At 72.0% G+C, this 24,719-nt stretch carries 21 protein-coding genes; 10 read left to right on the top strand and 11 right to left on the bottom strand.

Annotation, left to right across the window (positions count from 1 at the left end; translation table 11 throughout):
* The first annotated feature begins 65 nt into the window (after positions 1-65).
* Together C8K30_RS02410 and C8K30_RS02415 are read left to right on the top strand one after the other, a co-directional pair.
* A complete protein-coding gene (locus C8K30_RS02410; protein WP_108491269.1) occupies positions 66-1,241 on the top strand; it encodes an XdhC/CoxI family protein in 1,176 nt (391 codons plus the stop codon).
* Between the two features lie 11 nt (positions 1,242-1,252).
* Positions 1,253-3,517 carry a xanthine dehydrogenase family protein molybdopterin-binding subunit gene (locus C8K30_RS02415; RefSeq protein ID WP_108491270.1) on the top strand — a complete coding sequence of 755 codons (2,265 nt, stop codon included), beginning with the start codon at positions 1,253-1,255 and terminating at the stop codon, positions 3,515-3,517.
* Positions 3,518-3,624: 107 nt separating this feature from the next.
* Here C8K30_RS02415 and C8K30_RS02420 read toward each other — a convergent pair whose 3' ends face one another.
* Complete coding sequence (locus tag C8K30_RS02420) at positions 3,625-4,806, bottom strand: oxygenase MpaB family protein (protein ID WP_108491271.1); 1,182 nt, start codon at positions 4,804-4,806, stop codon at positions 3,625-3,627.
* 115 nt (positions 4,807-4,921) lie between these two features.
* A complete protein-coding gene (locus tag C8K30_RS02425) occupies positions 4,922-5,881 on the bottom strand; it encodes an ABC transporter substrate-binding protein (RefSeq protein ID WP_233256930.1) in 960 nt (319 codons plus the stop codon).
* A gap of 299 nt (positions 5,882-6,180) precedes the next feature.
* Between C8K30_RS02425 and lnt the strand changes: the two genes are divergently transcribed.
* Together lnt and C8K30_RS02435 are read left to right on the top strand one after the other, a co-directional pair.
* The gene (lnt, locus tag C8K30_RS02430; RefSeq protein ID WP_108491273.1) at positions 6,181-7,746 is read left to right on the top strand and encodes an apolipoprotein N-acyltransferase; all 1,566 of its coding nucleotides are present in this window, start codon (positions 6,181-6,183) and stop codon (positions 7,744-7,746) included.
* A gap of 101 nt (positions 7,747-7,847) precedes the next feature.
* Complete coding sequence (locus C8K30_RS02435; protein ID WP_108491274.1) at positions 7,848-8,492, top strand: dihydrofolate reductase family protein; 645 nt, start codon at positions 7,848-7,850, stop codon at positions 8,490-8,492.
* Between the two features lie 108 nt (positions 8,493-8,600).
* Here the strand turns inward: C8K30_RS02435 and C8K30_RS02440 are convergent, their stop codons facing one another.
* Positions 8,601-8,798 (bottom strand): hypothetical protein, encoded by a 198-nt coding sequence (locus tag C8K30_RS02440; protein ID WP_108491275.1) that lies wholly within the window; start codon positions 8,796-8,798, stop codon positions 8,601-8,603.
* Positions 8,799-9,001: 203 nt separating this feature from the next.
* Between C8K30_RS02440 and C8K30_RS02445 the strand changes: the two genes are divergently transcribed.
* Together C8K30_RS02445 and C8K30_RS02450 are read left to right on the top strand one after the other, a co-directional pair.
* Positions 9,002-10,300, top strand: coding sequence for a dicarboxylate/amino acid:cation symporter (locus C8K30_RS02445; RefSeq protein WP_108491276.1), 1,299 nt, complete (start codon positions 9,002-9,004; stop codon positions 10,298-10,300).
* Positions 10,301-10,504: 204 nt separating this feature from the next.
* A complete protein-coding gene (locus C8K30_RS02450; RefSeq protein WP_108491277.1) occupies positions 10,505-10,813 on the top strand; it encodes a hypothetical protein in 309 nt (102 codons plus the stop codon).
* Positions 10,814-10,887: 74 nt separating this feature from the next.
* On the opposite strand, the gene C8K30_RS02455 is transcribed toward C8K30_RS02450, so the two are convergent.
* The gene (locus tag C8K30_RS02455; protein ID WP_108491278.1) at positions 10,888-11,484 is read right to left on the bottom strand and encodes a TetR/AcrR family transcriptional regulator; all 597 of its coding nucleotides are present in this window, start codon (positions 11,482-11,484) and stop codon (positions 10,888-10,890) included.
* 72 nt (positions 11,485-11,556) lie between these two features.
* On the opposite strand from C8K30_RS02455, the gene C8K30_RS02460 reads away from it, so the two are divergent.
* On the top strand, positions 11,557-12,375 hold the full coding sequence (locus tag C8K30_RS02460) for a bifunctional 2-polyprenyl-6-hydroxyphenol methylase/3-demethylubiquinol 3-O-methyltransferase UbiG (RefSeq protein ID WP_108491279.1): 819 nt from the start codon (positions 11,557-11,559) through the stop codon (positions 12,373-12,375).
* A 25-nt stretch (positions 12,376-12,400) separates the two neighbouring features.
* Here the strand turns inward: C8K30_RS02460 and C8K30_RS02465 are convergent, their stop codons facing one another.
* Entirely contained in the window at positions 12,401-13,198 is a 798-nt protein-coding gene (locus C8K30_RS02465) for an SDR family NAD(P)-dependent oxidoreductase (RefSeq protein ID WP_108491280.1), read from the bottom strand.
* A gap of 126 nt (positions 13,199-13,324) precedes the next feature.
* On the opposite strand from C8K30_RS02465, the gene C8K30_RS02470 reads away from it, so the two are divergent.
* Positions 13,325-14,209 (top strand): AraC family transcriptional regulator, encoded by an 885-nt coding sequence (locus tag C8K30_RS02470; protein WP_233256931.1) that lies wholly within the window; start codon positions 13,325-13,327, stop codon positions 14,207-14,209.
* A gap of 189 nt (positions 14,210-14,398) precedes the next feature.
* Positions 14,399-15,226, top strand: coding sequence for a nuclear transport factor 2 family protein (locus C8K30_RS02475; protein ID WP_158280912.1), 828 nt, complete (start codon positions 14,399-14,401; stop codon positions 15,224-15,226).
* Positions 15,227-15,290: 64 nt separating this feature from the next.
* Here C8K30_RS02475 and C8K30_RS30610 read toward each other — a convergent pair whose 3' ends face one another.
* Positions 15,291-15,428 (bottom strand): hypothetical protein, encoded by a 138-nt coding sequence (locus C8K30_RS30610; protein WP_158280913.1) that lies wholly within the window; start codon positions 15,426-15,428, stop codon positions 15,291-15,293.
* 402 nt (positions 15,429-15,830) lie between these two features.
* Here C8K30_RS30610 and C8K30_RS02480 point away from each other — a divergent pair, with 402 nt between their 5' ends.
* Entirely contained in the window at positions 15,831-18,260 is a 2,430-nt protein-coding gene (locus tag C8K30_RS02480) for a family 43 glycosylhydrolase (protein ID WP_233256932.1), read from the top strand.
* Positions 18,261-18,323: 63 nt separating this feature from the next.
* On the opposite strand, the gene C8K30_RS02485 is transcribed toward C8K30_RS02480, so the two are convergent.
* From C8K30_RS02485 to C8K30_RS02505, 5 genes are all read right to left on the bottom strand, one after another.
* On the bottom strand, positions 18,324-19,298 hold the full coding sequence (locus tag C8K30_RS02485; RefSeq protein ID WP_108491283.1) for a carbohydrate ABC transporter permease: 975 nt from the start codon (positions 19,296-19,298) through the stop codon (positions 18,324-18,326).
* Positions 19,288-20,193 (bottom strand): carbohydrate ABC transporter permease, encoded by a 906-nt coding sequence (locus tag C8K30_RS02490; protein ID WP_233256933.1) that lies wholly within the window; start codon positions 20,191-20,193, stop codon positions 19,288-19,290. Before C8K30_RS02490 ends, C8K30_RS02485 begins: the two co-directional genes overlap by 11 nt.
* A gap of 2 nt (positions 20,194-20,195) precedes the next feature.
* Complete coding sequence (locus C8K30_RS02495; RefSeq protein WP_108491284.1) at positions 20,196-21,506, bottom strand: sugar ABC transporter substrate-binding protein; 1,311 nt, start codon at positions 21,504-21,506, stop codon at positions 20,196-20,198.
* Between the two features lie 66 nt (positions 21,507-21,572).
* On the bottom strand, positions 21,573-23,207 hold the full coding sequence (locus tag C8K30_RS02500; RefSeq protein WP_199230300.1) for an FAD-dependent oxidoreductase: 1,635 nt from the start codon (positions 23,205-23,207) through the stop codon (positions 21,573-21,575).
* Positions 23,204-24,439: a LacI family DNA-binding transcriptional regulator gene (locus tag C8K30_RS02505; protein WP_108491285.1), complete on the bottom strand. Its 1,236-nt coding sequence runs from the start codon at positions 24,437-24,439 to the stop codon at positions 23,204-23,206. Before C8K30_RS02505 ends, C8K30_RS02500 begins: the two co-directional genes overlap by 4 nt.
* Positions 24,440-24,719: the final 280 nt, after the last annotated feature.

Consider the following 24,719-nt stretch of genomic DNA (forward strand, 5'->3'; position numbering starts at 1 on the left):
CGACCGGGCCGACGGCGTCGAGTCAGGCGGCGCCGAGTCACACGGCGTCAAGTCAGGCGGCGCCCATGCTTGAGCTCGCCGCTGACCTGCTCGAACGCACCCGCAGCCGCACCCCGTTCGTGGTCGCCACCGTCACGGGCGTGGCCGGCAGCGCGCCCCGACAGCCCGGCTCGTCGCTCGTCGTCGACGCCGACGGCGCGGTGCTGGGCAACGTGTCCGGCGGCTGCGTCGACGCCGCCGTCCACGAGGCGTGCCAGGAGATGCTGGCCGGAGACCGTCAACCCCAGGCGCTGCGGTTCGGCTACTCCGACGCCGACGCGATCGGCGTGGGCCTGACCTGTGGCGGGACCATCGAGCTGCTGCTACGTCACCACGACCCGGACGCCGAGCCGGAGCTGGAACCGGCCCTGGCCGACGCCGCGAGCGGCCAGGCGGTGGCCGTGGCCACGGTAGTGCGCGGCCCGGACGCCCACCTCGGGCGGGCCGTCGTCGTGCGCCCGGGCCGGCCGCCGCAGGGGTCCCTCGGCGACGAGCTGCTCGACCGGGTGGCCGAGGCGCACACGATCGACCTGCTGCACGCGGGGAAGACGGGCACCGTCGAGATCGGGGTGGCCGACAGCTACTGCCGGGAGCCCATGACGCTGCTGGTGGAGTCCAGCACACCGCCCCCACGGATGCTCGTCTTCGGCGCCATCGACCACGCCGCCGCGCTTGCTCGGCTCGGCACCTTCCTCGGGTACCGGGTGACCGTCTGCGACGCCCGAGCCACGTTCGCCACCCCCGACCGGTTCCCCGGCACCGAGGTCGTCGTCGACTGGCCCCACCGCTACCTTCAGGCCCAGGCCGACGCCGGGTCGCTGGACGGCCGCGCCGTCGTGTGCGTGCTCACCCACGACCCCAAGTTCGATCTCCCGCTCCTGACCGCCGCCCTGCGCATGCCAGTGGCCTACGTCGGAGCCATGGGCTCACGCCGCACCCACGAAGAACGCCTGACCCGGCTCCGCGACGCAGGCCTGGCCGACCACGAGCTGGCTCGGCTGCACTCCCCGATCGGGCTCGACCTCGGCGCCCGCACCCCACAGGAGACAGCCCTGTCGATCGCCGCGGAGATCGTCGCCCACCGGCACGGCGGCACCGGCGCACCACTGAGCACCGGGGTCCCCATCCACCACAGCGTCACCCACCACGCCGTCATCCACCGCAGCGTCCCGTCGCCGCGCCCCCTCACGTACAGCAGCTAGAAGGAGTCACGATGCCCCGTTCCCAGGTAGGACGCGACACCGACCGCGTCGACGGCAGACTGAAGGTCACCGGTGCGGCCGAGTACTCCGGTGACTACCGCGCCGCCGACCTCGCCCACGCCCACCTCGTCACCAGCACCATCGCGCGAGGCACCATCACCAGTATCGACCCGGCGGCCGCTCTGGCCTCCCCCGGTGTCCTGCGCGTGTACGCGGCGCCGGAGAGCCGCCTGGCACTGTACGAGGTCACCGGACAGGCCGCCGGCTTCACCGAGAACTACCTCCCGTTGAAGAGCGACGTGGTCCGCTTTCACGGCCAGGCCGTAGCCATGGTCGTCGCCGAGACCCCCGAGCAGGCACGCGACGCCGCGGCGCTGGTCACCGTGACCTACGACGCACAGCCGCCGCGCACCTCGATCGCGGACGAGCCGCACGTGCCGGCCGGCCCCACCATCAGCGGCGCGCCGAGCAGCCTCGAGATCCTGGCTCCCGGCGTCGGGTCGATCGACGCGGCGCTGGCCGCAAGCGACGTCGTCGTGGAGGCCGAGTTCCACCAGAACGTGCAGCACCACGTCGGGATGGAGCCCCACGCGATCCTCGCTGTCTGGGACGGCGACCAGGTGACCATCCACGCCGGCGCACAGATCCCCGGGCCGTACGCGCTCGCGATGGCCCAACGCCTCGGCATCCTGCCGCAGAGCGTCCGGCTGATCACGAGGTATGTGGGCGGCGGCTTCGGCGCCCGCGTCGTCCTGTGGAGCGACACTCCGCTCGCCGCCGCGGCGGCCCGCGAGCTCGGCCGACCGGTCAGGCTGGTCCTGACCCGCGAGCAGATGTTCACCCTGACCGGCCACCGTTCGCACCTCACGCAGACTGTCCGGCTGGGCGCCTCCCGGCAGGGAGTGCTCAACGCGGTCAGCCACCGAAGCGTCGCCGAGCGGCCGACCACAATCGCCTTCACCATGACTCCGGCCCACTCCACGTCGGACGCGCTCTACCGCACGCCGAACCTGCACGTCGACGCACAGGTAGCCGTCCTCGACATCCCCGGGAGCCGGGCGATGCGTGGCCCCAACGAGGCCCCCGGGGCCTTCGCCCTGGAGACGGCGATGGACGAGCTGGCCGTCGCCACCGGCGTCGACCCGGTGACGCTGCGCCTGCGCAACCAGGCCACCGCCCACCCCGCCACGGGCCTGCCCTGGTCGAGCAAGCATCTGGACGAGTGCTACCGCCTCGGAGCGGAACGCTTCGGCTGGGCCGGCCGCAGCGCCACGCCCCGCACCCGCGTCGACGGGCAATGGCTGTACGGCACCGGCATGGCCACCGCCATCTACCCGGCACACCGCCGGGCCGGGGTCGTCGCCCGGGTCCGGCTGCTCGACGACGACACCGCCGTGGTGTCCACCGCGACGTCGGACCTCGGCACCGGCTCTGCGACCATGGTCGCGATCTCCGGCGCCGACGCTCTCGGCATCCCCGTACAGCGGGTCACCCCGGAGATCGGTGACACGCTCCTGCCCCCAGGCGCACCCGCGGTCGGCTCCAGCGGCACGCATGCCACCGTGCCGATGGTCGTGGACGCCGCCCGGAACGTCATCGCCGAGCTCAAGCGACTCGCCGTCACCGCGGACCGGTCGCCCTGGCACGGAGCGGCGGTCGAGGACCTCCGCTACGAGCGCGGCATCCTCCACGGGCTCGGCCACTCACTGACCTTCGGCCGCCTGCTGACCACCATCGGGTCACCCGGTATCTACAAGGAGTCCGCGCCGGGCGGCCAGCCCGTCCCCGGGTACGTGCACCACAGCTTCGGCGCCCACTTCTGCGAGGTACGGGTCAATCGGTTCACCGGCGAGACCCGCGTCACCCGGTTCACCACGGTCGCCGACGTCGGCCGGGTCATCAACGCCAAGGCCGCTCGCAGCCAGCTGGTCGGCGGCGTCATCTTCGGCATCGGCCACGCCCTGCTCGAGGAGAACCACCTGGAGCTCGACACCGGGCGCCTGGCGAGCAGCACGCTGGCCGACTACCTCGTGCCCGTGAACGCCGACGTCCCCGACATCGACGTGGTCATGCTCGACCGGCCCGACCCCGTCCTCACCGGGCCCCTGGGCGACGGAAGCGAGGACGTCGGGACCGGAAGCCTCGGCGCCCGCGGCCTCGGCGAGATCGGCACGGTGGGCTCGGCGGCCGCGATCGGGAACGCCGTCTACAACGCCACCGGCATCCGCGTACGCGACGTGCCCATCACCCTCGACAAGCTGATCGATCATCTGTAGGAATCCGGAGGGGCACCCGATCATCACGATCGGGTGCCCCTCCTCGGTGGTGCGGGACGCGCGCGGCCCGAGGCGCTGCACCGCCCGGACTCACCTGCACGGCCGGCTCACCGAGCGGCGGCGTGGTCCTGGTAGGCGGCGCTGCCATCGCCGAGGGCCGCGATGATGCCGCGGAAGGCGCGGGCGCCCTCCCCTACGGCCTCTTGCACGGCTCCGGGAACCTGCAGCTGGTAGCGACGCGCCTTCGCCTCCGCTGCCGCCAGCAGCGGCAGCACGGGCGTGACGGGTGACTCCGGGATGCCGAGGCCTGGCGCGGCCTCGCCGTGGTACCGGCCGGCCAGGGCGTTCAGCAGGTCGCGCCAGCCCGCCGCGTCCATCGGCGACTGCGGCACGGACGCGAGGTTGGCCGTCGCAGCATCGAACAGGGCCCCGACCAGCGCCCGGCTGTTCTCGTCCGGTGCGGCGGACGTCGAGTCGAGCAGGTCGAGCAGCTCGCCGGCCCGCGCATGGTCCTCGATGCCGAGGAAGAGCTCCTCGTCGAGGCCCAGCAGGTGACCGACGTACCACCAGTACCGGTACAGGCGGGACTGCTCCTGGTCGGTGAGCCGGTAGCCGACGCCCTCCAGGAACGTGAACGGCACCACGGTGAAGTCGAGCCAGGTGCGGGCGATGTCGGCCTGGTTGATCGGGATCCCCCACCGGTCGGCGTCCCAACCGTGCGACATCGCCGAGGCCCGCACGCGCGCGTGCAGCAACCGGACCTGCACGGTCTGCACGTAGCCGGGAGCGCCGTGGCGCAGGCCGCCAGGCAGGACCACCGAGGCGTTCCACAGCCCGGTCTCGGCCAGGCGGCGCGGCGCCGTCGACGTCAGCCGACCGGTTCCCACGAGCAGTCTGGCGATCGCCGGAGACCGGTAGGTGTGCGCCAGCGAGCCGCCGGCGAACGCCAGGCCGCGCCAGTGCGGCGGAACGGCCAGCGCCGTCCGGTCGCCCTCGTCCAGGAGATCCGCCGAGACCCAGCCGGGCACGGTCTCGGTGTGTGCGAGCAGCGCGTCGACGGCGGGCGGGGCGTCCGGCACGCTCGCCCGGCCCTCGACGAGACCGCGCTGGAGCGCGGCCCGGGCGGGCCTGCCGAGCTCGTCGAACTCCACGATCACCGCGTCGGCGAGCGGGTCCCCCGTCTGCAGCATCCGCAGCAGGAGGTCGACACGGTCGCCGTGGCGGGTCCGGGCCGCAGCAAGGTTGACGGCCCGCTCGGGCGCCGACGAGACACTGTTTGAGGTGGTCATGCCGCCATCCAAGCCGCCGCACAGGGCGGTAGCCACGGCCTGCCGATCCCCCCTTGCGCTCCAGCTCCTTGCCGGCAACTGCCAGCTGCTGCCGGGCTCCTGCCGTTTCTGCCGCCTACTCGGCCGGCACCAGCAGCCGGTTCACGTCGACCGGCTTGTCGAACATGCCGTACTCCAGGCCGAGGTCGGCCAGCACCTGGAACGACGACGCCTCCAGGGCCGGCGCGAAGCGCGGCATCACCATGACCTCCCGGATGACCGGGTCGATCTCGGTGTAGGTGTCCAGGACCGCCCGGGTCTCGGCCGGGTTTGCCGCGGCGTACGTCAGGGACTCGTCCATGGCCGCGGTGAACGCCTCGACCGTCTCGGGGTCGTCGGCGATCTCCTTGTCCGACGTGAAGTAGGCAGCGACGAGCAGGTCGTGGTCGGTCTCGACGAAGTTGGAGCTGACGATCTTGGCCCCCTGCTCCACCGCCAGGGTCAGGTGCGGCTCCACGAGCCACGCGGCGTCGACCTGGCCCCCGGTGACGGCGGCGGGCATGTCGGGGAACGCCATCTCGACGAACTCCACCGCGGCCGGGTCGCCGCCACCGGACTGAACCGCGTAGCGGATAGTGGTGTCACCGATGTTGTTGAGGGTGTTGACGGCGACCGTCCGGCCGGCCAGGTCCACCGCGCTCGCGATGTCGGAGTTTGCGGGCGCGACCACCGCGCCGAAGTCCGCACCCGCCTTACCCGTCGAGAAGTTCCCGGGCGCTACCGCCTTCACCGGCAGGCCCTGCGACAACCCGACCAGCAGGGAGGTCACGTTGCTGAAGCCGAACTGGTACTCGCCGCTGACCACGGCAGGCACGATCGCGGCCCCGCCCTGCGCGGGCTCGAGCGTGACGTCCAGCCCGTGGTCCTCGAAGAAGCCCTTCTGGACACCCAGGTAGATCGGGGCGACGTCGACGATCGGGATGACGCCGACCTTGACGGGGGTGAGCTCGCCGTCGGCTGACGCGCCCCCATCGGACTCGGCGCCGGAAGGGCTGCCGCAGGCGGCCAGGAGCACGGCCGCAGCCGTGGCTGCCACCGTGAGAGGGAACAGGCGTCGCACTGGGGTGCTCCTTCGAACGTAGTACGTGCGGTGATGTTCGGGGCGCCCCCAAGGCGGCACACACAACGCCGGCATGCGGCGTCCGAACAGATGTGCCCACCGAGGAACGTGCCAGGACGCCCCGACGTGGTCAATACCCGTATGGTCACGATCGGGTCAATTCACCCGCGGACGGTATCGTCCGGGCGGTCGCGTGCACCATGGGGAGGACAACCCGTTGCTCGACATGCTGGACGACGCCTACGGAGACCGCAGCACGCCCTAGGCTGAGCCCGATGCTCGAACGTCCAGTCCTGCCCCTGTGGGCAGCAGTCGCCGCGGCCGCAGCCGGAGGTTTCGCCCTCGATGCCGCCTTCCCCTCGCTCGGTTGGTGGCCGCTCGCGTTCGTCGCGGTGACACTCTCCCTGCTCTCGCTCATCGGGAGAAGCCTCTGGGGTGCGGTGCTCGTCGGCGCCGCGTTCGGTGCGGCGTTCCTCTTTCCGCACCTGTCCTGGGCGTCGCAGTTCCTCGGCGACACGCCCGGCGCCTGGGTGCCGTGGGTCGCGCTGGCTAGCGTCGAGACCCTCGTCATGGCCGCCCTCACACCACTGATCGTGCTCGCCTACCGGTGGCTGCCGCGCTGGCGCGATACCCGCCCGGTGAGACTCGTGGCGCTCCCGGCGCTCGTGGCCGGAACCTGGTTGGCGCGGGAGCTCGTCATGGGCTCCTGGCCCTACGGCGGATTCCCCTGGGGGCGTCTTGGTCTGAGCCAGTCGGAGAGCCCGATCGCGCCCGTCGCCTCCTGGGTGGGCGTGTCCGGGCTCGGGTTCCTCATGGTGGCGCTGTGTGCCGCGATGATCGAGGCGGTGCGGTGGTCACGCCGCGAACCACTGCGCGATACCAGCGGGCGGGCACGATGGCGCGCCCGGTGGGTGCCGGTATTCCCCGTGTCCGTGCTCGCCGTGGTCCTGCTCGCCGTTCCCCAGTTCCCGACCGCGGACGCCGGCACGATGCGAGTCGGCGTCGCTCAGGGCAACGGCCCGGCCGCCTACGTCGACCAGCGCGAGCCGGATGAGATCCTCGACTCCCAGCTCGACGCCTCCGCGCCGCTGGAGGACGAGCAGACCGACCTCGTGCTGTGGCCCGAGGGCGGCGTCGACAGCGACCCGGCCAACGATGTGACGACCTCGCGGATCCTCGACGAGGCCGCCGCCCGGTACGGCTCCCCGATCCTGCTGAACGCGGCGTCGGAAGACGGCGGTCTCCGGTACAACACGTCGTTCCTCTGGACGCGGGACGGCGCCGTGGCGACGCACGCGAAGCGCCACCCCGTCCCCTTCGGCGAGTACGTGCCCGACCGGTGGCTGTACGGCGCGATAGTCCCGGACCTCGTGAACCTCCTCCAGCGCGAGTACACGCCCGGCGACGACGCACCGGTCGTCGACACGGGCGACGTCCGGATCGGCCTCGCGATCTGCTTCGACGTCGCCTTCGACGACGTGATCCGGGAGGGCGTGCTCGACGGCGGCCAGGTGCTCATGTTCCAGACGAACAACGCCGACTTCCGCGGTACCGACGAGAACCTGCAGCAGCTCGCCATCGCCCGGATGCGCGCGATCGAGACCGGCCGGACCGTCATCAACCTGTCCACCACCGGCACGAGCCAGGCGCTCGCCCCCGACGGCACCACGCTCGACGCCCTGCCGATCGACGGGGCCGGGCTCATGGTCGTCGATGCCGAGCTGCGCGACGGCGTCACCGCCGGCATCCTGCTGGGTCCGTCACTGCAGGCGCTGATGCTGTGGGGATCACTCGCCGCTCTCGCCGTCCTCGGCGTCGCCGGCACCCGCCGTCGGACGTAGGCCGACCCGATCCGGTGACCCGGGCTCGATCCCGATGAGTTCGCCGGTGCCCGCAGGTCTACCTCCTGACCGACACAGCAAACTCATCGGGAGCAGACACCATGGGCCTCATCGACCTCGAGCTCTTCGCAACCCTCGACCTCGTCGCGCAGGCGCCCGGCGGCCCCGACGAGGACCCGGCAGGGTTCCCGTTCGGCGGCTGGCAGGCGCCCCTGATCGACGAGGTCGCCGGGGAGCAGATAGTCGCCGCGTACGAGGGCACGGACGCCCTCCTGCTCGGCCGGCGTACTTACGACATCTTCGCCGCCTACTGGCCGCACCAGGAGGGCGGCGAGGACAACGAGATCGCGACGCTCTTCAACCGCGTCCCCAAGTACGTCGCCTCCCGCGGCACACCCGACCTCTCGTGGGCCGGGTCCACGCACCTCGGCCCGGACCTGCCCGCCGCGGTGCGCGAGATCCGCGACCGGCACGAGCTCATCAAGGTCGTCGGGAGCTTGGACCTGGTCCAGACCCTCCTGCGCGAGAAGCTCTTCGACCGCCTCGACCTCTGGGTGCACCCGATAGTGCTCGGCGTCGGCAAGAGCGTGTTCGACGGCGGCGCGGTGCCCACGAACGTCACCCTCCTCGATCCCCCGGTAGCCAGCCCGAACGGCACGGTCTACCTCCGCTACGGCCTCGCCGAGGGCATACCGGCAACAGGAGACATGGCCGCCCCCGACCGCGGCGTCGAGCGCACCGACTGAGGCCCCTGATCTCGGGTCGAGCTCCCACCGAAGCTGACTTCCGTTCAGCAGGCTCAGGAGTGCCGTATTCACTGCGATTACGGCACTCCTGAGCCTGCTGAACCAACCTCAGGAGTGGCCGGACCGGCCCGTTCGCGCGGCCAGGACGATCAGCGCGATCCCGCCGACGGCGAGGATCGGCCCGATGACCGCCCACAGCGTCACGCCGGTCATCGCGCTGCCGGCAAGGTAACCGAGTCCCTGCAGCGTGAACACGGAACCCATGACGACGAGGATGGCGCCGAGCACGATCAGGACCGACTTCATGGTTGCCTCCGAGGACGGACGATCACTCGTCTGGACGGTACACCCGCCAGGCCCCCCGGAACTCATCGCACTTGCAACAATTGTTACACCCGCGCCAGGGGATGAAACACGGCGGAATCGCCCTCGCCTCACCCGCATAACGATGCCCTTCTACGCTCCCAGCCAGCGCGGCCCGAAGGCCGCCCGTGACCTCGGGAGAACATATGAAGGCGCTCAAGCATCCGGCACTCCAGATCGGGATCGCCGCGGTGGCCGGCATCGCGTTCGGCCTCCTGGTCGGCGACTGGGCCGCAAACGTGAAGTTCGTCGGCGACCTCTTCATCCGGCTCATCCAGATGTCGATAGTCCCCCTCGTCATGGCGTCGGTGATCAGCGCCACCGCCTCCATCTCCGGGAAGGGCGCCGGCACGCTCGCCGGGCGCACGTTCGCGTGGATGATCGGGTTCTCCCTCGTCGCGGCCGTGCTCGCGTGGGGCCTGAGCACGCTGTTCCAGCCGGGCTCCGGCATGGTGTTCGACGGCGAGCTCGACCCGACGCTGGAGGAGTCCGCCGCGCAGGCGACGGGGTGGCAGGACACGATCCTCGGGTTCGTCTCGACCAACATCTTCGACGCCATGTCGACGGCGACCATGGTCCCGATCATCATCTTCGCGCTCCTGTTCGGCGCCGCGCTCAACGCCTACATCGCGAACACGGGCAACCGCCAGCTCCTCGACGTCGTCGAGCAGGTTCAGCAGGTGGTGCTCACGATGGTCCGGTACGTCATGTACGCCGCGCCCGTTGGCGTGTTCTGCCTGCTCGCCGCCCTGGCGGGCGACGTAGGGTTCGCGGTCGTGACGACGGCGCTCGCCTACCTCGGGACGACCCTCCTCGGCGTCGTGATCCTCTTCGCCCTGTTCGTGACCGTGGTGGCGCTGCGCACGCGGCTCAGCCCGTGGAAGCTCCCCCGCAAGCTCGCGGAGCAGACCGCCATCGCCGTGACGACGACAAGCTCCGCGGTGACGTTCCCGACGGTCCTGCGCAACGCCGTCGAGAAGGTGGGCATCAGCGAGCGTGTCGCGAACTTCACGCTCTCCGTCGGGCTGACCATGGGCTCCTACGGCGCGGTGCTCAACTACATGATCGTCGTCATGTTCCTCGCGCAGGCGGGCGACGTCGACCTCACGATCGGGCAGATCGTCATGGGGATGGTCCTGGCCGTGCTCCTCAACATGGGGACGATCACGGTGCCCGGTGGCTTCCCGGTGGTCGCCATGTTCCTGGCGACGTCGCTCGGGCTGCCCTTCGAAGCGGTCGGCCTGCTCATCGCCGTCGACTGGTTCACCGGCATCTTCCGCACGTTCCTCAACGTCAACGGCGACACGTTCGTCGCCATGCTCGTCGCGAGCGCGAGCGGGGAGATCGACCGTGACGTCTACGAGGGGCGCGAGCCGGTGCCGGCCGAGGACGTCGACACCGCTGAGCTCGACGACCGACTCGAGCCGGCGGAGAACGCGGGCTGAGGTCCCGGGCCCTGGACTGACCCACGGACCACACGGAACACACGGACGAGCCACGGGCCGGGAGGCGCCTCAGGCCGGTCCCCGCGGGTGATCTCTGCGCCCCGGACTGTGCCTGCGGCGGCCCCGGCATACGTTGGAAGCTCCGAGAGTGGACCGGGTTCGCCCAACCTACCCGGACGCCCTCCACCACAAGGAGGTGGTGACATGAAGCGCGTCATCATGACGGGTGTCGTCGCAGCCGGACTGTTCCTGGGTGGTGCCGCATCGGCACACGCAGGTGAGACCAACGGAAACGGCGATCCGATCCCAGGTGCGCACAACGCCAGCTCGGCGTGTGCGTTCTCGGGTCAGGACCTTCCTGACGCACAGGAGAACCAGCCGCCCGAGTTCAACGACGACTTCGTCACGGACGGGCATGTCCAGAGCTACGGCAAGTACGTGAGCCATGGCTTCAAGGAGTTCGTGCCGAGCCCCGGCCAGGCCTGCCGCGGCAACGTCGAGTTCGAGGAATAGCACCCCGGAGGTGCCCGGCACCCGGCGGCACCCTGCCGACCCGGGCGTCGGGCACCTGCGGCGCCGGAGCCGAGTCAGGCCCGGGGCAGGGCGCCGGCCAGCGCCGTCGTCACCAGCCGGTTGACCGCGGCCTCGGACGGCGGGCCGGGGGCGCGGTCCGCCGAGAGCAGGTGGCCGCCGCCGACCAGGGAGAGGGTGACCGACTCGAGGTCGGCGTCGGACGCGATGCGGCCGAGGTCGCGCTCGTCGGCCAGGTACGCGGAGATCGCGGTGGTGACGTGGCCGAGGATCGCCACGCCGCCTCCGGGAGTGGTCTGCCGCAGCCGCTTGCGCAGCTCGTCGCGGAAGGTGATCAGCGGGATGATCGCCACCGGCACCGGCCCGAACAGGGCGGTCAGCGCCGCAGTCAGGTTGCCGGCGACCGTGCCGGTCCCGGCGGACTCGCGCAGCGCAGTCGCCTGCTCCTCGAGCCGTGCGGCGCTGTCGAGCACCAGGTCGGCGAGGAATGCGTCGAAGTCGACGAAGTGGCGGTGGAGCACACCCTTGGCGCAGCCTGCCTCGTCGGTGACGGCGCGGCTGGTGAGGGCGATCGGGCCGTCCCGGAGCAGGAGCCGCTCAGCGGCGTCGAACAGCTGCCTGCGCGGATCGTGCAGGTGCACTCCGGTGGGCATTCATGGGTCCTCTCGTGCGTCGTTCTCGGCCCGTTCCTTGGCAAGTGGGCATGTGCCCACTAAGGTGACCGCATGCCCACTTTACCGCGCGAGACCCCTGGACCACCGGCCCCCGAGGCACACAAGGCACGGCGCATGGCCGAGTCGTTCGGCGCCGACGCCGCAGGCTACGACCGGGCACGGCCGCGCTACCCCAATGCGCTGCTGGCGCGGATCGTCGAAGAGAGCCCGGGGCTCGACGTGCTCGACGTCGGCTGCGGGACCGGCATCGCCGCCCGCCAGCTTCAGGCCGCCGGCTGCACGGTGCTCGGCGTCGAGCCCGACGCGCGGATGGCCGACTTCGCACGGGCGCACGGGGTGCCGGTCGAGGTGGCGACCTTCGAGGAGTGGAAGCCCGAGGGCCGGGCCTTCGACGCCGTCGTCGCCGCCCAGTCGTGGCACTGGGTCGATCCCGTGGCCGGGCCGGCGAAGGCCGCCGATGTGCTGCGGCCGTCGGGGCGGCTCGCGATCTTCGGGCACATGTTCGAGCCGCCCGCTCCGGTCGCTGAGGCCCTCGCCGCCGCCCTGCGGCAAGTGCTGCCGGACTCGCCCTTCGGCGACCTGCCGGCCCGTCGCCCGGTCGAGTTCTACCAGGCGGGATACGCCAGGATCGCCGACGGGCTCCGGGCGTCCGGGCGGTTCGGCGAGCCCGAGCAGTGGCAGTTCGAGTGGGAGCAGCCGTTCACGCGCGAGGAGTGGCTGGCGCTGCTCCCCACGACCGGCGGGCTCACGCGGCTCGACGCCGAGCAGCTCACCACGATCCTGGATGCGGTCGGTTCTGCCATCGACGGACTCGGCGGGAGCTTCACGATGCAGTGGGTGACGCTGGCCGCGACGGCGGTGCGGAGCTGATCGGGCGCCGCCGCGGCTTCCGGAGCTACCGGAGTCGTGTCGCGGTGATGCCGCCGTCGACGTCGACGACGGTGCCGTGCAGGAAGACGCCCTCGGCCGAGGCCAGGTAGCGGACGGCCCACGCGATGTCGATCGGGCGCACCGGCACACCTGCGGGCGTGCCGGCCGTCGCCGCAGCGAGCAGCTCCGCGGAGGCCGCGTTCCCCGGGGTAGCGGTTGCTCCCGGCGCGACGCCGGTCACCCGGACGCCCCTGGGCCCGTACTCGGCGGCCCACGCGCGCGTGAGCTGCTCGATCGCAGCCTTGGTCGCGGGGTAGAGCGCCGAGAACGACACCCCAACGCGGGCCATCCACGAGCCGATGTTGACGATGACGCCGTCACCGCGCTCCGCCATGCCGGGCGCGAGCTGCGCGACGAGCACGTGCGGCGCGCGGACGTTCGTCGCGAGCACGGTGTCGAGCACGTCGTCGGACACGCTCTCGGTCGGTCCCGACGGGTAGACGGCGGCGTTGTTCACCAGGATGTCCACCCGGCCGCCGAGCGCGTCGGACGCGCGCCGCGCGAAGTCGCGCACCTCGTCCGGGGCCGCCGCGAGGTCGGCCGTCACCGCCGTCGCCTGACCGCCCTGAGCGGCGATGGCCGCCACCACCCGCTGCGCCTTCTCCGCGTCCCGGCCGCTGACCACTACGTGCGCGCCCGATGCGGCCAGCACGCGGGCGATCGCCTCGCCGATCCCGCTGGAGGATCCGGTGACGACGGCGGTCCGGCCGGCGAGGCGGTCGGTGATGGGGAGCGCTGACAGCAGGTTCTCGTTCGATTCCATGCCCCCACCGTGGCAGCGGCGCGGCGCGTCCGATTGCCTGATCGCGTCGGATCCTTGCCACCTCGGCCACCCGCCGGGTCGACACCCGGCGCCGACATGGCGTTGAATCCTGAGGTGGTAGACGTCGTGAGTGCGAGCCTGGGCCGAGCCGCCGAGAGTGTGCGCAGGCACGCGGACAACGGCGCACGGGCCGAGACGCTGGGTCTCCGGCTCGGCCACGTCGACCGGCCGACCGGGCTCAACTACCAGCGCTACACGCCGTCGCTGGCGATGGTGCTCAGCGGGCGCAAGCGGTCGATCATCGGCGAGCACGACCAGCGCTGGGGGCGCGAGCGCTTCCTGATCACTCCGGTCGACCTGCCGGTCATGGCGGGGGTGGTCGAGCTCGACGCGCGCGGCGACTTCCTCTCCGCGATCTGGCGGCTCGATCCGGTGATCGTGGCCGAGGTCGCCGGCACGATGGCCCGCCCGGCCACGACGTCGGACGCCGAACCCGCCCGCCTGGGGACCTGGACCCCGCAGCTCGCCGACGCCGTCGCGCGGCTCGTCGGCCTCCTCGACACCCCCGAGGACATCCCGGTGCTCGGCCCGCTCGTGACCCGCGAGATCGTGCTCCGGCTGCTGCAGACAGACCAGGCCCCGCGGCTGCTGGCCGCGGTGGAGACCACGCACAGCGCGGTCGTCGTCCACGCGATCGAGCTGCTCAACGAGTCGCTGCCCAAGCCGTGGACGCTCGCACGCCTCGCGGCGGCCGTGGGGTCGAGCCCGTCCACGCTGACCCGACGCTTCAAGCAGATCACCGGCATGTCCCCACTGCACTACCTCAAGCGCCTCCGGCTCGGAGAGGCACGACGTCGGATGGTCCTGCTCGACGAGTCCGCGGCGCAGGCCGCCCGCGCCGTCGGCTACGTGAGCCCCTCGCACTTCTCGCGCGACTACCGCGCCGCCTACGACACGACGCCGGCAGCGGACGCCACCGAGGTGCGCGCCCTCATGCGCGCCGCGGGCTGAACCACCCCGGCCGGCGGAGCGCTGGAGCCCTGGAGCCCTGGAGCCCTGGAGCCCTGGAGCCCTGGAGCCCCTGCTTACTGCCACTTGCGCGCCAAGGGCCGGCGGGCGGCCGGGTGTGTGATGCTGGGCGGAGCCCGTACGCGAGGCCGAGCGCCTGGCGCCGTCGTCAGCAATGGAGGAAATAGTTCGATGCCGTGGCTTCCCGAGCTGTTCTCCGCGAAGTACGTCGCGGAGCTGTCCCAGCACCGTCCCTCACCGCTGGCCGCGGTCCCGTTCTTCGACGGCGTGATGTCGGGCCAGGTGGATGCCCTGGTGGGGTCCTTCGCCGGCGAGCCCGAGCTCCATCACCCGGTACGCGGCAGGATCAAGGGACGCGAGGCGTTCCGGCGGTTCGTCGAGGCGATGAGCGAGGAGCTGCGCGCGGGAGCTTTCGCCGTCGAGGACGTCGACCTGATCGTCACCGAGCACCGCACGGTAGAAGAGGTGGTGCTGCGGTACGACGTCGGCCCGGGGCGGGTCGAGCTTCCGATAGCGATCGTCACCGAGCGGTCGAGCGCCGGCCTGCACGAGCTGCGGATGTACTTCAGCACCTGGCCGATCACCGGGTCGCACGCCAACCGGCCGCCGCTGCTGCAGCCCCACGGGAACGTGACGGAGCCGGACACCGTGGGCGACTACCAGCGGGCACTGGCCGCCGGCGACGTCGAGGCCACGGTCGCAGCCTTCGAGCCGGACGCGACGGTGCGCGAGCCGGCCGGCGGGCAGTACGTGCACCGCGGCGAGCAGGGGCTGCGCGCGCTGTTCACGTCGTTCTTCTCCAACGGCGGCGGCATCCCGCTCGAGCACTGCACGGTGACCGACGACGGGCGGGCCTGCGCGCTGGAGTACAACGTGGTGCGCTGGGGCGTAACGGACCTGCCGCCCGAGGCGGGGGTCGCGGTGTACGTACGGGGCGAGTCGGGACTGCTGACCGCGGCCCGGATCTACGACGACTCGAACCCGCCGCTGTCCGCCTGACGGCCGCCGCCCGGTCATTCCGCTGTCCGGTCAGTCCGCTGCCCGCCTGACCGCTCCCGCCCGGTCAGTCCGCTGCCCGCCTGCCGGATGCCGCCCGGTCAAGCCTCAGGTCGCGAATGGTGGCCCACAGCGGGCGACCGGCCTGGTCGCGCAGGTCGACGCGGAGCTGCCCGGAGGCGCCGTCGACGTTGACCTCGCCCAAGTACCGGAAGCCTTTCACCGGTGAGGTATGACGCACCGTCCAGACCTGCCCGGCCCAATCACTCGGCGAGTGCAGACTTCGCCGCACCCGTGATCCGCGAGTGCAGACTTTACTGCGGATAGCCACCCTGTATCCGCAACAGAGTCTGCACTCGCCAAGACGGACCGCGACAAGGTCTGCACTCGCCGGCATAGACCCGGCTGCAACACTGCAGGCACGCCGACAAGGGTCGCCAGGTCAGCGGGATCCACTCCACCGCCGAAGCTGTGTCCAGCTTCTGATGCTGCGGGAGCTGGCGAGCGCTGTAGACGGGAACCTGATGCAACGTTTACCCTCCGGTGCGGGGTGGTCGGAGCGCGACCGCCCCGGTCGCCCCGTTCGGCACTGACCTGAGGAGGCGCAATGACGCGTCACGACCGACCACGCAGACTCTTCGTAGCCACGCTCGCCCTGATCCTGGGTTTCACCGCCCTGTCCGACGGCGGCGGCGGTGCACCTCCCGCTGCGGCCGCGCCACCGCCGTCCGGCAGCACACCGCCGTCGACCAGCACCGCGCCGTCGACCAGCACACCGCCGTCGACCAGCACACCGCCGTCCGGCAGCACCCCGACGTCCGGCACCACCCCGACGTCAGGCACCACCTACAGCAACCCGATCACCGAACCGTTCGCCGACACCTACGCCGACCCCGCGGTGATCCGCGGGAAGGACGGCTGGTGGTACCTGTACGCGACGAGCGACCCGCTGGTGTCGGGCGGACCGTTCGGGATCATGCACGTGGCGAAGTCCCGCGACCTGGCGTCGTGGGAGTACGCGGGCACGATCTTCGACGAGGAGAACCGGCCGTCCTGGGCCGCAAGCGGCTCGTTCTTCTGGGCCCCCGACATCCGGTACGTGGACGGCCAGTACGTCATGTACTACACGGTCACGGACACCGCGACGAACCCCGACGCCTGGGACTACACAATCGGCGTGGCCACGGCGCCCACCCCCACCGGGCCGTGGACCGACTCCGGCGGGCCAGTCCTGGACCCCCGTCCCGCACCCGGCGGCGGATATCTCAACACCATCGACCCGGGCCTGTTCACCGACGACGACGGGTCGCGCTACCTCTACTTCGGCGGCTTCAACGGGGGCCTGTGGGTCACGCGGCTGGACGAGACGGGGACCCGCGCGGTGGGCGAGCCCACCCGGGTGACCGTCGCCGACCGCTACGAGGGCGCCTTCGTGGTCAAGCGCGACGGCTGGTACTACCTCATGGGGTCGTCGGCCAACTGCTGCTCCGGCCCCGTGACCGGGTACAGCGTGTACACGGGACGGTCGCGCTCGCCGCTGGGCCCGTTCACCGACCACGAGAGCGTGAGCCTGAACGAGTCGCGCGTGGGCGGCACGCAGGTCGTGGCGCAGAACGGCAACCGGTGGATCGGGGTGGGGCACCACGCGGTGCTCACCGACGTCTCCGGGCAGGACTGGATGCTCTACCACGCCATCGACAAGGACAACGCCTGGCTCGACGAACCCGGCGGGATCAACCGGCGGCCCACCCTGCTGGACCGGCTCGACTGGATCGACGGGTGGCCCGTGGTCAACGCCGGCGCGGGCCCCAGCGAGGGCCCGCAGGCCGCGCCCGTGGCCGCGAGCGAGCTGGGCATCGTGAGCGCCGACCCCGCGTCCGGGCCCGGCCTGCGGCGCGTCGCCGGCACGCTCGCCCGGGGTTCGGACGGCTCGGGCGACGCCGGGGCGATCGCGCGGCTGGTACCGGACCGGCGGCACGCCGCCGTCGTGCGGACGGCGCCCGCCCCGCGCGACGTGCGCATCGAGACCGACGTGCGCCTGCCCGACGCCGACGGGTCGTTCACGGTGACCGTGGGCGGGACCGGCCCGACCGGGGTGTTGGTGCGGTTGGACGCGGAGGCGCGGGAGCTCGTCGTCGGGCAGGGACGGCGCGAGCGGCGGGCCGCGCTGCCTGCCGGTACCGACCTGACCACCTGGCGCGTCCTGACCGTCGAGGTGCGGGACGGGGCGGTCGCTGCCCGGCTGTCGTCGAGCGGCCTGGGCGACGTGGACGCCGAGGTGCGCTTCGAGCCGCGCGTCCCGCTGCCCCGGCTGGCGCCCGTGCACCTGACGGCCGACGGCGCGGAGGCGCAGCTCGACAACCTGACCGTCGTCGCGGCGCACGACCCGGTGACCCGGCGCGTCGCGGAGCCGCGGGCCGGCGCCGTCACCTTCGCCGAGGAGTTCGACGGCGCGGACGGCGCGCTCGAACCGGGCTGGCGGTGGCTGCACGCGCCGGCCGACGTCGAGGTCGCCGACGGCGCGCTGTCGTGGCCGCTGACCGGCCACGACCTGGTCGGCGGGGCCAACAACGCGCCGGTGCTGCTGCGCGACGCGCCGGACGGCGACTTCGTGCTGGAGGCCACCGTGACCCTGCCGCTGGGCGAGAACACGGTGCGCAACTACCAGCAGGCGGGCCTGCTGGTGCACGCGGGCGACGACGACTTCCTCAGGCTCGGGGCGGTGTCGATCTGGCAGACCCGCCAGGTCGAGTTCGGCAAGGAGCTCGCCACCGACGGCCGCACCTGGTTCGGCGGCCACGTCTCGGGGCCGGTCGCCGACACGATGCACCTGCGCCTGTTCCACACCGTCGACCCCGCGACCGGCGAGCACCGGTACCGGTCGGCCAGCTCGCGCGACGGCCGCGCGTGGCGGTTCGGCGCCACCTGGACGCTCCCGGCCGACGCCGACCCGGAGGTGGGCATCTACGCCGGCGGCGCGGCGTCGCCCGCGGTGACGGCGGTGTTCGAGAACGTCCTGATCCGCGACCTGGGCTGACTCCCCTTGGCTGTGGGCGCGATCGTCCGGTCACGACGGTCACGCCCACAGCCGGCGGAGGGCTCAGCCCTTGATCCCCGTCTGGGCCAGGCCCTGGACGAACTGCTTCTGCGCCACCAGGAACACGGCGAGCACCGGCAGCACCGTCAGCGTGGTCGCCGCGAGCTGCACGTTCCACATCGGCCCGCCGTAGGCGTCGACGTACTGGGTGAGCGCCTGCGGGAGCGTGAAGCTCTCCTTCGTGGACAGGTACACCACCGGCTCCAGGTACAGGTTCCACGACTTCAGGAACGTGAAGATGGCGACGGCGGCCAGCGCCGACCGGGACAGGGGAAACGCGATGTGCCAGAAGATGCCCCAGCGGCCCAGCCCGTCGACGCGTCCGGCGTCCTCCAGCTCGCCGGGCAGGCCAAGGAAGAACTGCCGCATGATGAACGTGGCCAGCACGCTGGGCGCGCCGAGGATCGGGATGACCACGAGCGGCCAGTGCGTGTCGATGAGCCCGAGGGTGTTGACGATCCGGAAGAGCGGGACGATCGTCACCTCCGACGGCACGAGCAGACCGGCGAGCACGAGCAGGAACAGCGCGTTCGCGCCCGGGAAGCGGATGCGCGCGAACGCGTAGCCTGCCATCGCGGACACGAGCATGGTCCCCGCGGTGACGACCGCCGCGATGTACAGGGAGTTCCAGTATTGCTGGGCGAACGGCTGCAGCGCGAAGACGTCCTGGTAGGCCGCGAGCGACGGGTCCTGCGGCCAGATCGTCGGTACGGCGCGGAGGATCTCGCTCATGGGTTTCAGGCTCGACGTCGCCATCCACCACGTCGGGAACACGAACGGCACGCTCAGGACCACCAGCAGCAGGACGAGCCCGCCCCGGCCCCAGGCCCGCCGGGCGCGCGCCCTGCGGCGCGAGACGGCGGCGGGTCCGGGCTCCGGTTCCGCCGGCGGTCCCGACGACGGCGCTGTGCCCGGCCGCTCGCTCGGCTCGGCCGAACCGGCCGGCTCGGCCGGATCGACCGCGATGTCAGACCTCATGGAAGACCCACCTCCTGCGTGACTGCCACTGCAGGAGCGTCAGGGCGAGCACGATGACGAACAGCAGCACCGAGATGGCGCTGGCGTAGCCGAACTCGTTGAACCGGAACGCCTGCTGGAACAGGTAGTAGACGAGCACCGTCGTCGAGCTGCCCGGGCCGCCGCCGGTCAGGACGTCGATCTGCGCGAAGACCTCGAGCGAGCCGACGACGGTGATGATCGAGACGAGCAGGATGGTCGGGCTGATCAGGGGCAGCGTGATCGACCGGAACCGGCGCCACGCGCCGGCCCCGTCGAGGCGGGCGGCCTCGTGCAGCTCCTCGGGCACGCCCTGGAGCGCGGCGAGGAACAGAATCATGTTGAGCCCGACGTTCTTGAAGACCTGGACCACGATCAGGGCGATCATGGCCGTGGCCTCGCCGCGCAGCCAGTTCGGGCCGGCGACGCCGACCTGCGCGAGGAACCCGTTGATGCCGCCCTCCGGCTGGAGCAGGAAGCTCCAGACGATGGTCCACGCGACGAGCGAGACGATCACCGGCGAGAAGAAGAAGGTGCGGAACGTGGTGGTGCCGGGCAGGCGCTGGTCGAGCAGGACGGCCAGGACGAGCGCCAGCGAGATGTTCAGCACGACCAGGCCGATCGAGAACCAGAGGCTGGCCAGGAGCGCGTCGCGCAGGCCGGGGTCGGCCGCCATCCGCGCGTAGTTCTCGCCGCCGACGAACGTGAAGGTGCCCGCGAGCACGTTCCACTCGTGCAACGAGTACCAGGCCACCATCACGAGCGGCACGACCACGAAGACGACGGCGCCCAGCACCACGGGGGCGACCATCGTGTAGCCCACCGCCCAGTCGCGCCGCGCTGCGACACTGCTCCGCCGCGCTGCGACAGTGCTCACGGTCACTCCTCCAGCAAGGGCTGGGCGGCGGCGCAGGTGTCGGCGAGCACCGCCTCGACGTCGGCGTCCTCGCGCCACAGCGCGTCGAGCTCGGCCCGTACGGTCTGCGCGAGCTGAGCGAAGTTGCGGTGCGCGGGCTTGGTCACCGAGTCCTGGACCCCGTCGACGACCACCTCCTGCAGCTGGTCGGCGTCGAGCTTCGGGTTCGCCGCGGCCAGGGTCTCGGCGGTCAGCAGCGACTCGCGCGGCGGCGGGAAGTAGGCGGCCAGCTTCGCCGCGTTCTCCGGGTTGGTGAACCAGGCGAGGAAGTCCGCTGCGACGTCGGGGTTCTCACCGGCGGTGAAGACGCCGATGCCGCCCTGCCCGATGACGTTCTGCTGCCCCGCGGGACCGGCGGGCAGCGGCACGACGTCCCACTCGAACGAGTCGTCGAGCGAGGAGGCGCGGCTGATCTGGGTGATCGTCATCGCGGCGTCGCCGGCGAAGAAGTCGGCGGTCGTCCCGGGACCGGGGATCGCGCCGTCGTCGAACACCGCGTCGTGGAACCACGTCATGGCGTCGACCATCTCGGGCTCGGTGAACGTGCACTGCGTGCCGTCCTCGTTCCACGGCGTGGCGCCCCAGCCGCCCCAGACCGTGGCCAGGTTCTCCCAGATCTGGTAGTCGAAGTCGCGGACGACGAGCCCCTCCTTGCCGGAGTCGGCGGCGGTCGCCGCGGCGATGTCCCGGGCCGCGTCGTACGTCCACTCGTCGGACGCGACGAGCTCGGCCGGGTCGGACTGCTCGGCCGCGGAGATCTGGTCGGTGTTGACGAACATCGCGAACGGGCTGTTGGAGAACGGGTACGCGTACAGGCCCTCGCCGTCCTCCCACAGGGCGGTCGAGGCGGGCAGGAGGTCGTCGAGCGCGTAGCCCTCGGTGTCCGCGAGCACCGGCCGCAGGTCGGCGAGCGCACCGCTGTTGACGAACTCGGGGGCGTAGCTCTCCAGGATCCACGCCAGGTCCGGCGCGTTCCCGCCGGCGAGCTGCGTGGTCAGCGACGTGGTGTAGTCCTCGAACGGGATGGTCTCGAACGTCACGCCGGAGACCAGCTCCGGGTTCTCGGCCACGTAGGCGTCGGCGATCTCCTGGAACATCGCGAGCTGGGTCTCGTCCGCCGTCCAGACGGTCATCCGGAGGTCGACGGGGTCGGAGGGGGTCTCCGGCTCGCCGACCGCCGAGCCACCGCCGGACGCGCATGCGGTAAGGGCCAGTGCCGTCCCGAGGACGGCCGCGATGCCCGCCGTGCGGCGAGGCGTGTGCTGTGGGTGCATCAGTGCTCCTTCGAACCGAGTGTCAGGTGCGGGTCACGGCCGTGCGGGTGGTCGGCCGCTGGGTTGTCAGTAGGGGTGGACGCCGTCCGGCCAGCGCAGCTCGACGCCGGTGGCGACGAGCTCGGCCTGGTAGTCGGCGAGCAGGTCGGGCTTGCTCCGGACCTCGTGCGGCACGCGCCCGGTGGCCAGGCAGTGGGCGGCCAGGTGGCCGGCGGCCTCGCCGACGTTCCACTCGACGGGGTGCAGGCGGTAGCAGCCGTTGGTGATGTGCGTCGTGCCGATGTTCTTGCCTGCGGCCAGCAGGTTCGTCGTGCGCCGCGGCAGCAGCGCGCCGAGCGGGATCTCGAACGGCGTCGAGGCCACGTCGATGTAGGTGTCGCCGCCGGTCGAGGGGTGCAGGTCGATGCGGTACATGCCGACGCCCACCGAGTCCGCGTACCGGGTGGCGCCCCGGTCGCCGCGCACCGCGTGGGAGACGTCGTTCTCGGTGACCGTGGTGACGGCCCGGATGCGCCGCGACTCCCGGTGGTACGGCGCCTGGGCGAGCCCGTCGGCGTGCCCGACGACGTCGGGCCGCAGCCGCAGGCCGGGGAACCCGGTCCCGCCGTCGGGCCGCGGGGCCTCGGTCTGCATCCAGTAGAGCATCGAGAGGCTGAGCTGCCGGGCGTCGGCGATGCGGGCCTGCTCGACCTCCCGTGGCACGTCGAGCACCGGCGCCAGGAAGTAGTCGATGCTCGGCCAGTTCACCAGGCACAGGTCGCTGCCGTAGTGCCCCGGGGTGAACAGGTCGCGCGCGGCGATGCGACGGAACGTCCACAGGTTGCCGTCCCCGGCGTTCTTCGACTGGTCGGCGTCGACGGCGCGGGCGTCGTCGCCCGGGTTCGGGGTGAACGAACGCTGCTCCATCGCGAGGGTCCGCGGGTTCGGGGCGCGCCAGGAGAGCATCCGCTCGCCGTTCCACGCGTCCGGGGTGTACGTGCTCCAGAAGTCGTACCGCTCCGGCCGGTCGATCGTGTGGTCGCCGTCGGCGTGCTCCACGACGAAGCAGACGCTCAGCGCCTGGACGTTGCCGGGCTGCGCCTCGGCGGGCGCGCTGGGCTCGCCCGTCTCGGCCTGCGACTCGAACCCGGTGACGTACTCGGTGCCGGTCAGGGGCAGCAGCTCCCCCGTCTCGGTCCCGTCGATCACGTACGACGCCGCCACGGTCACGTCGGGCCCGCCGCCTGGGGAAGTCAGCGTGGAGGACAGCGTGACCGAGGTGACGCGGTCGCCGTCGGTGGTGGCGCTCACGGGGCGGACGCGCTCGATCAGGCGCAGGCGGCCGGTGGAACGCCACGGCGCGAGCATCTCCTCCAGCACGCCCACTGCGACCCGCGGCTCGTGGCACAGCTTGGAGACCCAGCCGGCGCCCGGGTTCAGCGCGTCCCACGACCGCGCGGCGTCCGTGAGCGGGTACCGCCTGCGGTAGACGTCCCGGATGCCCTCTCGCAGCGCCCGGTAGCGGGCGGTCACGCCGAAGCGCTCCACCCAGGGGTGCTCGTCCGGCGGCACCGCCTGGGACGTGAGCTGTCCCCCGATCCAGGGGTACTCCTCGGTGAGCACGACGCGGGCGCCACGCTCGACGGCGGCGAGCGCCGCGGCGATGCCGCCGAGCCCGGCGCCGACGACGAGCACGTCGGTCTGCAGGTCCTGATGGGTCACGCGGATTCCGTCCTGTCTTCGGTGGTGCGGTCGGTGCGGCTGGTGCGGTCGGTGCGATCGGTGCGGTCCGTGCGGTCCGTGCGGTCCGTGCGGTCCCTGCGGTCCGTGCGGCTGGTGTCGGCGTGGGGCTGCGCGAGAGTCTCGGCACGCGGCGCCGCCAGGGTGTCGGCCTGCGGCCGTGCGAGGGTGGCGCCCTCGACGTCCGGGCACGCGAGGATCTGGTGCAGCTCGGCGTCCGGCACTCCCGGCGTGCGGCGTCCCTCGCGGTCGCTCCGCCCGCCGTCGGCGGCGACGAGGCGCGAGAGGAGGTGCAGGGCGCGTACGCCCATCTCCTCGCGCGGCACGCAGAAGCCGGACCAGCGCCGCCCACCCCGCCGGGGGTGGTGCGGCTGGCCGAGCAGCAGGACCGACACGTCGTCCGGGACCCGCGCGCCGCGCAGCTCGAGCTCGTCGGCCAGCTCCTCGGGATAGTTCTCGGGCGCGACGACGACGGCGGTGAGCCGCTGGGCGAGGATCTCGGCGGCGGCGTCGGCCAGGTCGTCGAGCTCGACGAACCGCGCGGTCAGGCCCCGGGCCCTCATCGCCGCGCGGTAGCCCTCGACGCGGTCGAGGGTCGGCTGGTCGGTGCCGCGCATGCCCATGTACCCGATCCGCCGATGCCCGAGCGCGGCGAGGCGGTCGACCTGCCGCATCGTGGCCCCGACGTAGTCGGCGCCGACGTACGGGAGCCGGTTCCCGTCGCTGCCGCGCTTGCCGATGAACACGAACGGGTAGTTGGTGTCCAGGAGGTGCTGCAGCTCGCCGCGGTCCTCGTGCTGCCCGAGCAGCAGGCAGCCGTCGGCGACGCCGAGCCGCTGCCAGCCGTCCCGGGTGAGCCGGCGGCGCCCGTCCACCACGCGAGCGCTCGTGAAGAGCAGGATGTCGACGCCGAGCCGCTCCGCCGCGTGCTCGATCCCGACCAGGAACGGGCCGTAGAAGTCCTGGCTGACCCGCGGGAACGTCGCCTCGTAGGTGAACACGCCGAGGATCTGCGTGAGGCCGCCCGCGAGCCGCTGTGCCGCCGGGTTGGCCGCGTACCCGGTGATGCGGATCGCGTCCAGGACGCGCTGGCGGGTCTCCTCGCTGATCCGCACGCCGCTCGGTGTGCTGCCGTTGAGCACGAAGGAGACGGTGGCCTGGCTGACGCCGGCCATGGCGGCGACGTCGGTCTGGGTGATGCGGTGACGCGGCACGGTTCCTCCTCGAACAGCTCGTCAGGTCGCCGATGAAGACCTGGAGTCTGGCGGGGAGCCGAATGCACGGTCAACGTGATGATGCGCATTATTAACGCGGGGCGCGAAGCGCTCGGTGCCCCGGGAACTCCGCCGTGTGCGGCGGCCCGCCGGGGGTGAGGCGCATCATCACCGCCCGGTGGCGAGCTTCTTCGCTGAACACGACCCGGCGCCGTCCGCCGAACCGCAACCTACGGTTGGTCGGCGCCGCCGAGCCGAAGGTTGATGGTCAATCCGGCAA

The sequence above is a fragment of the Promicromonospora sp. AC04 genome, assembly GCF_003058225.1.
In the GTDB taxonomy this organism is placed as follows: domain Bacteria; phylum Actinomycetota; class Actinomycetes; order Actinomycetales; family Cellulomonadaceae; genus Promicromonospora.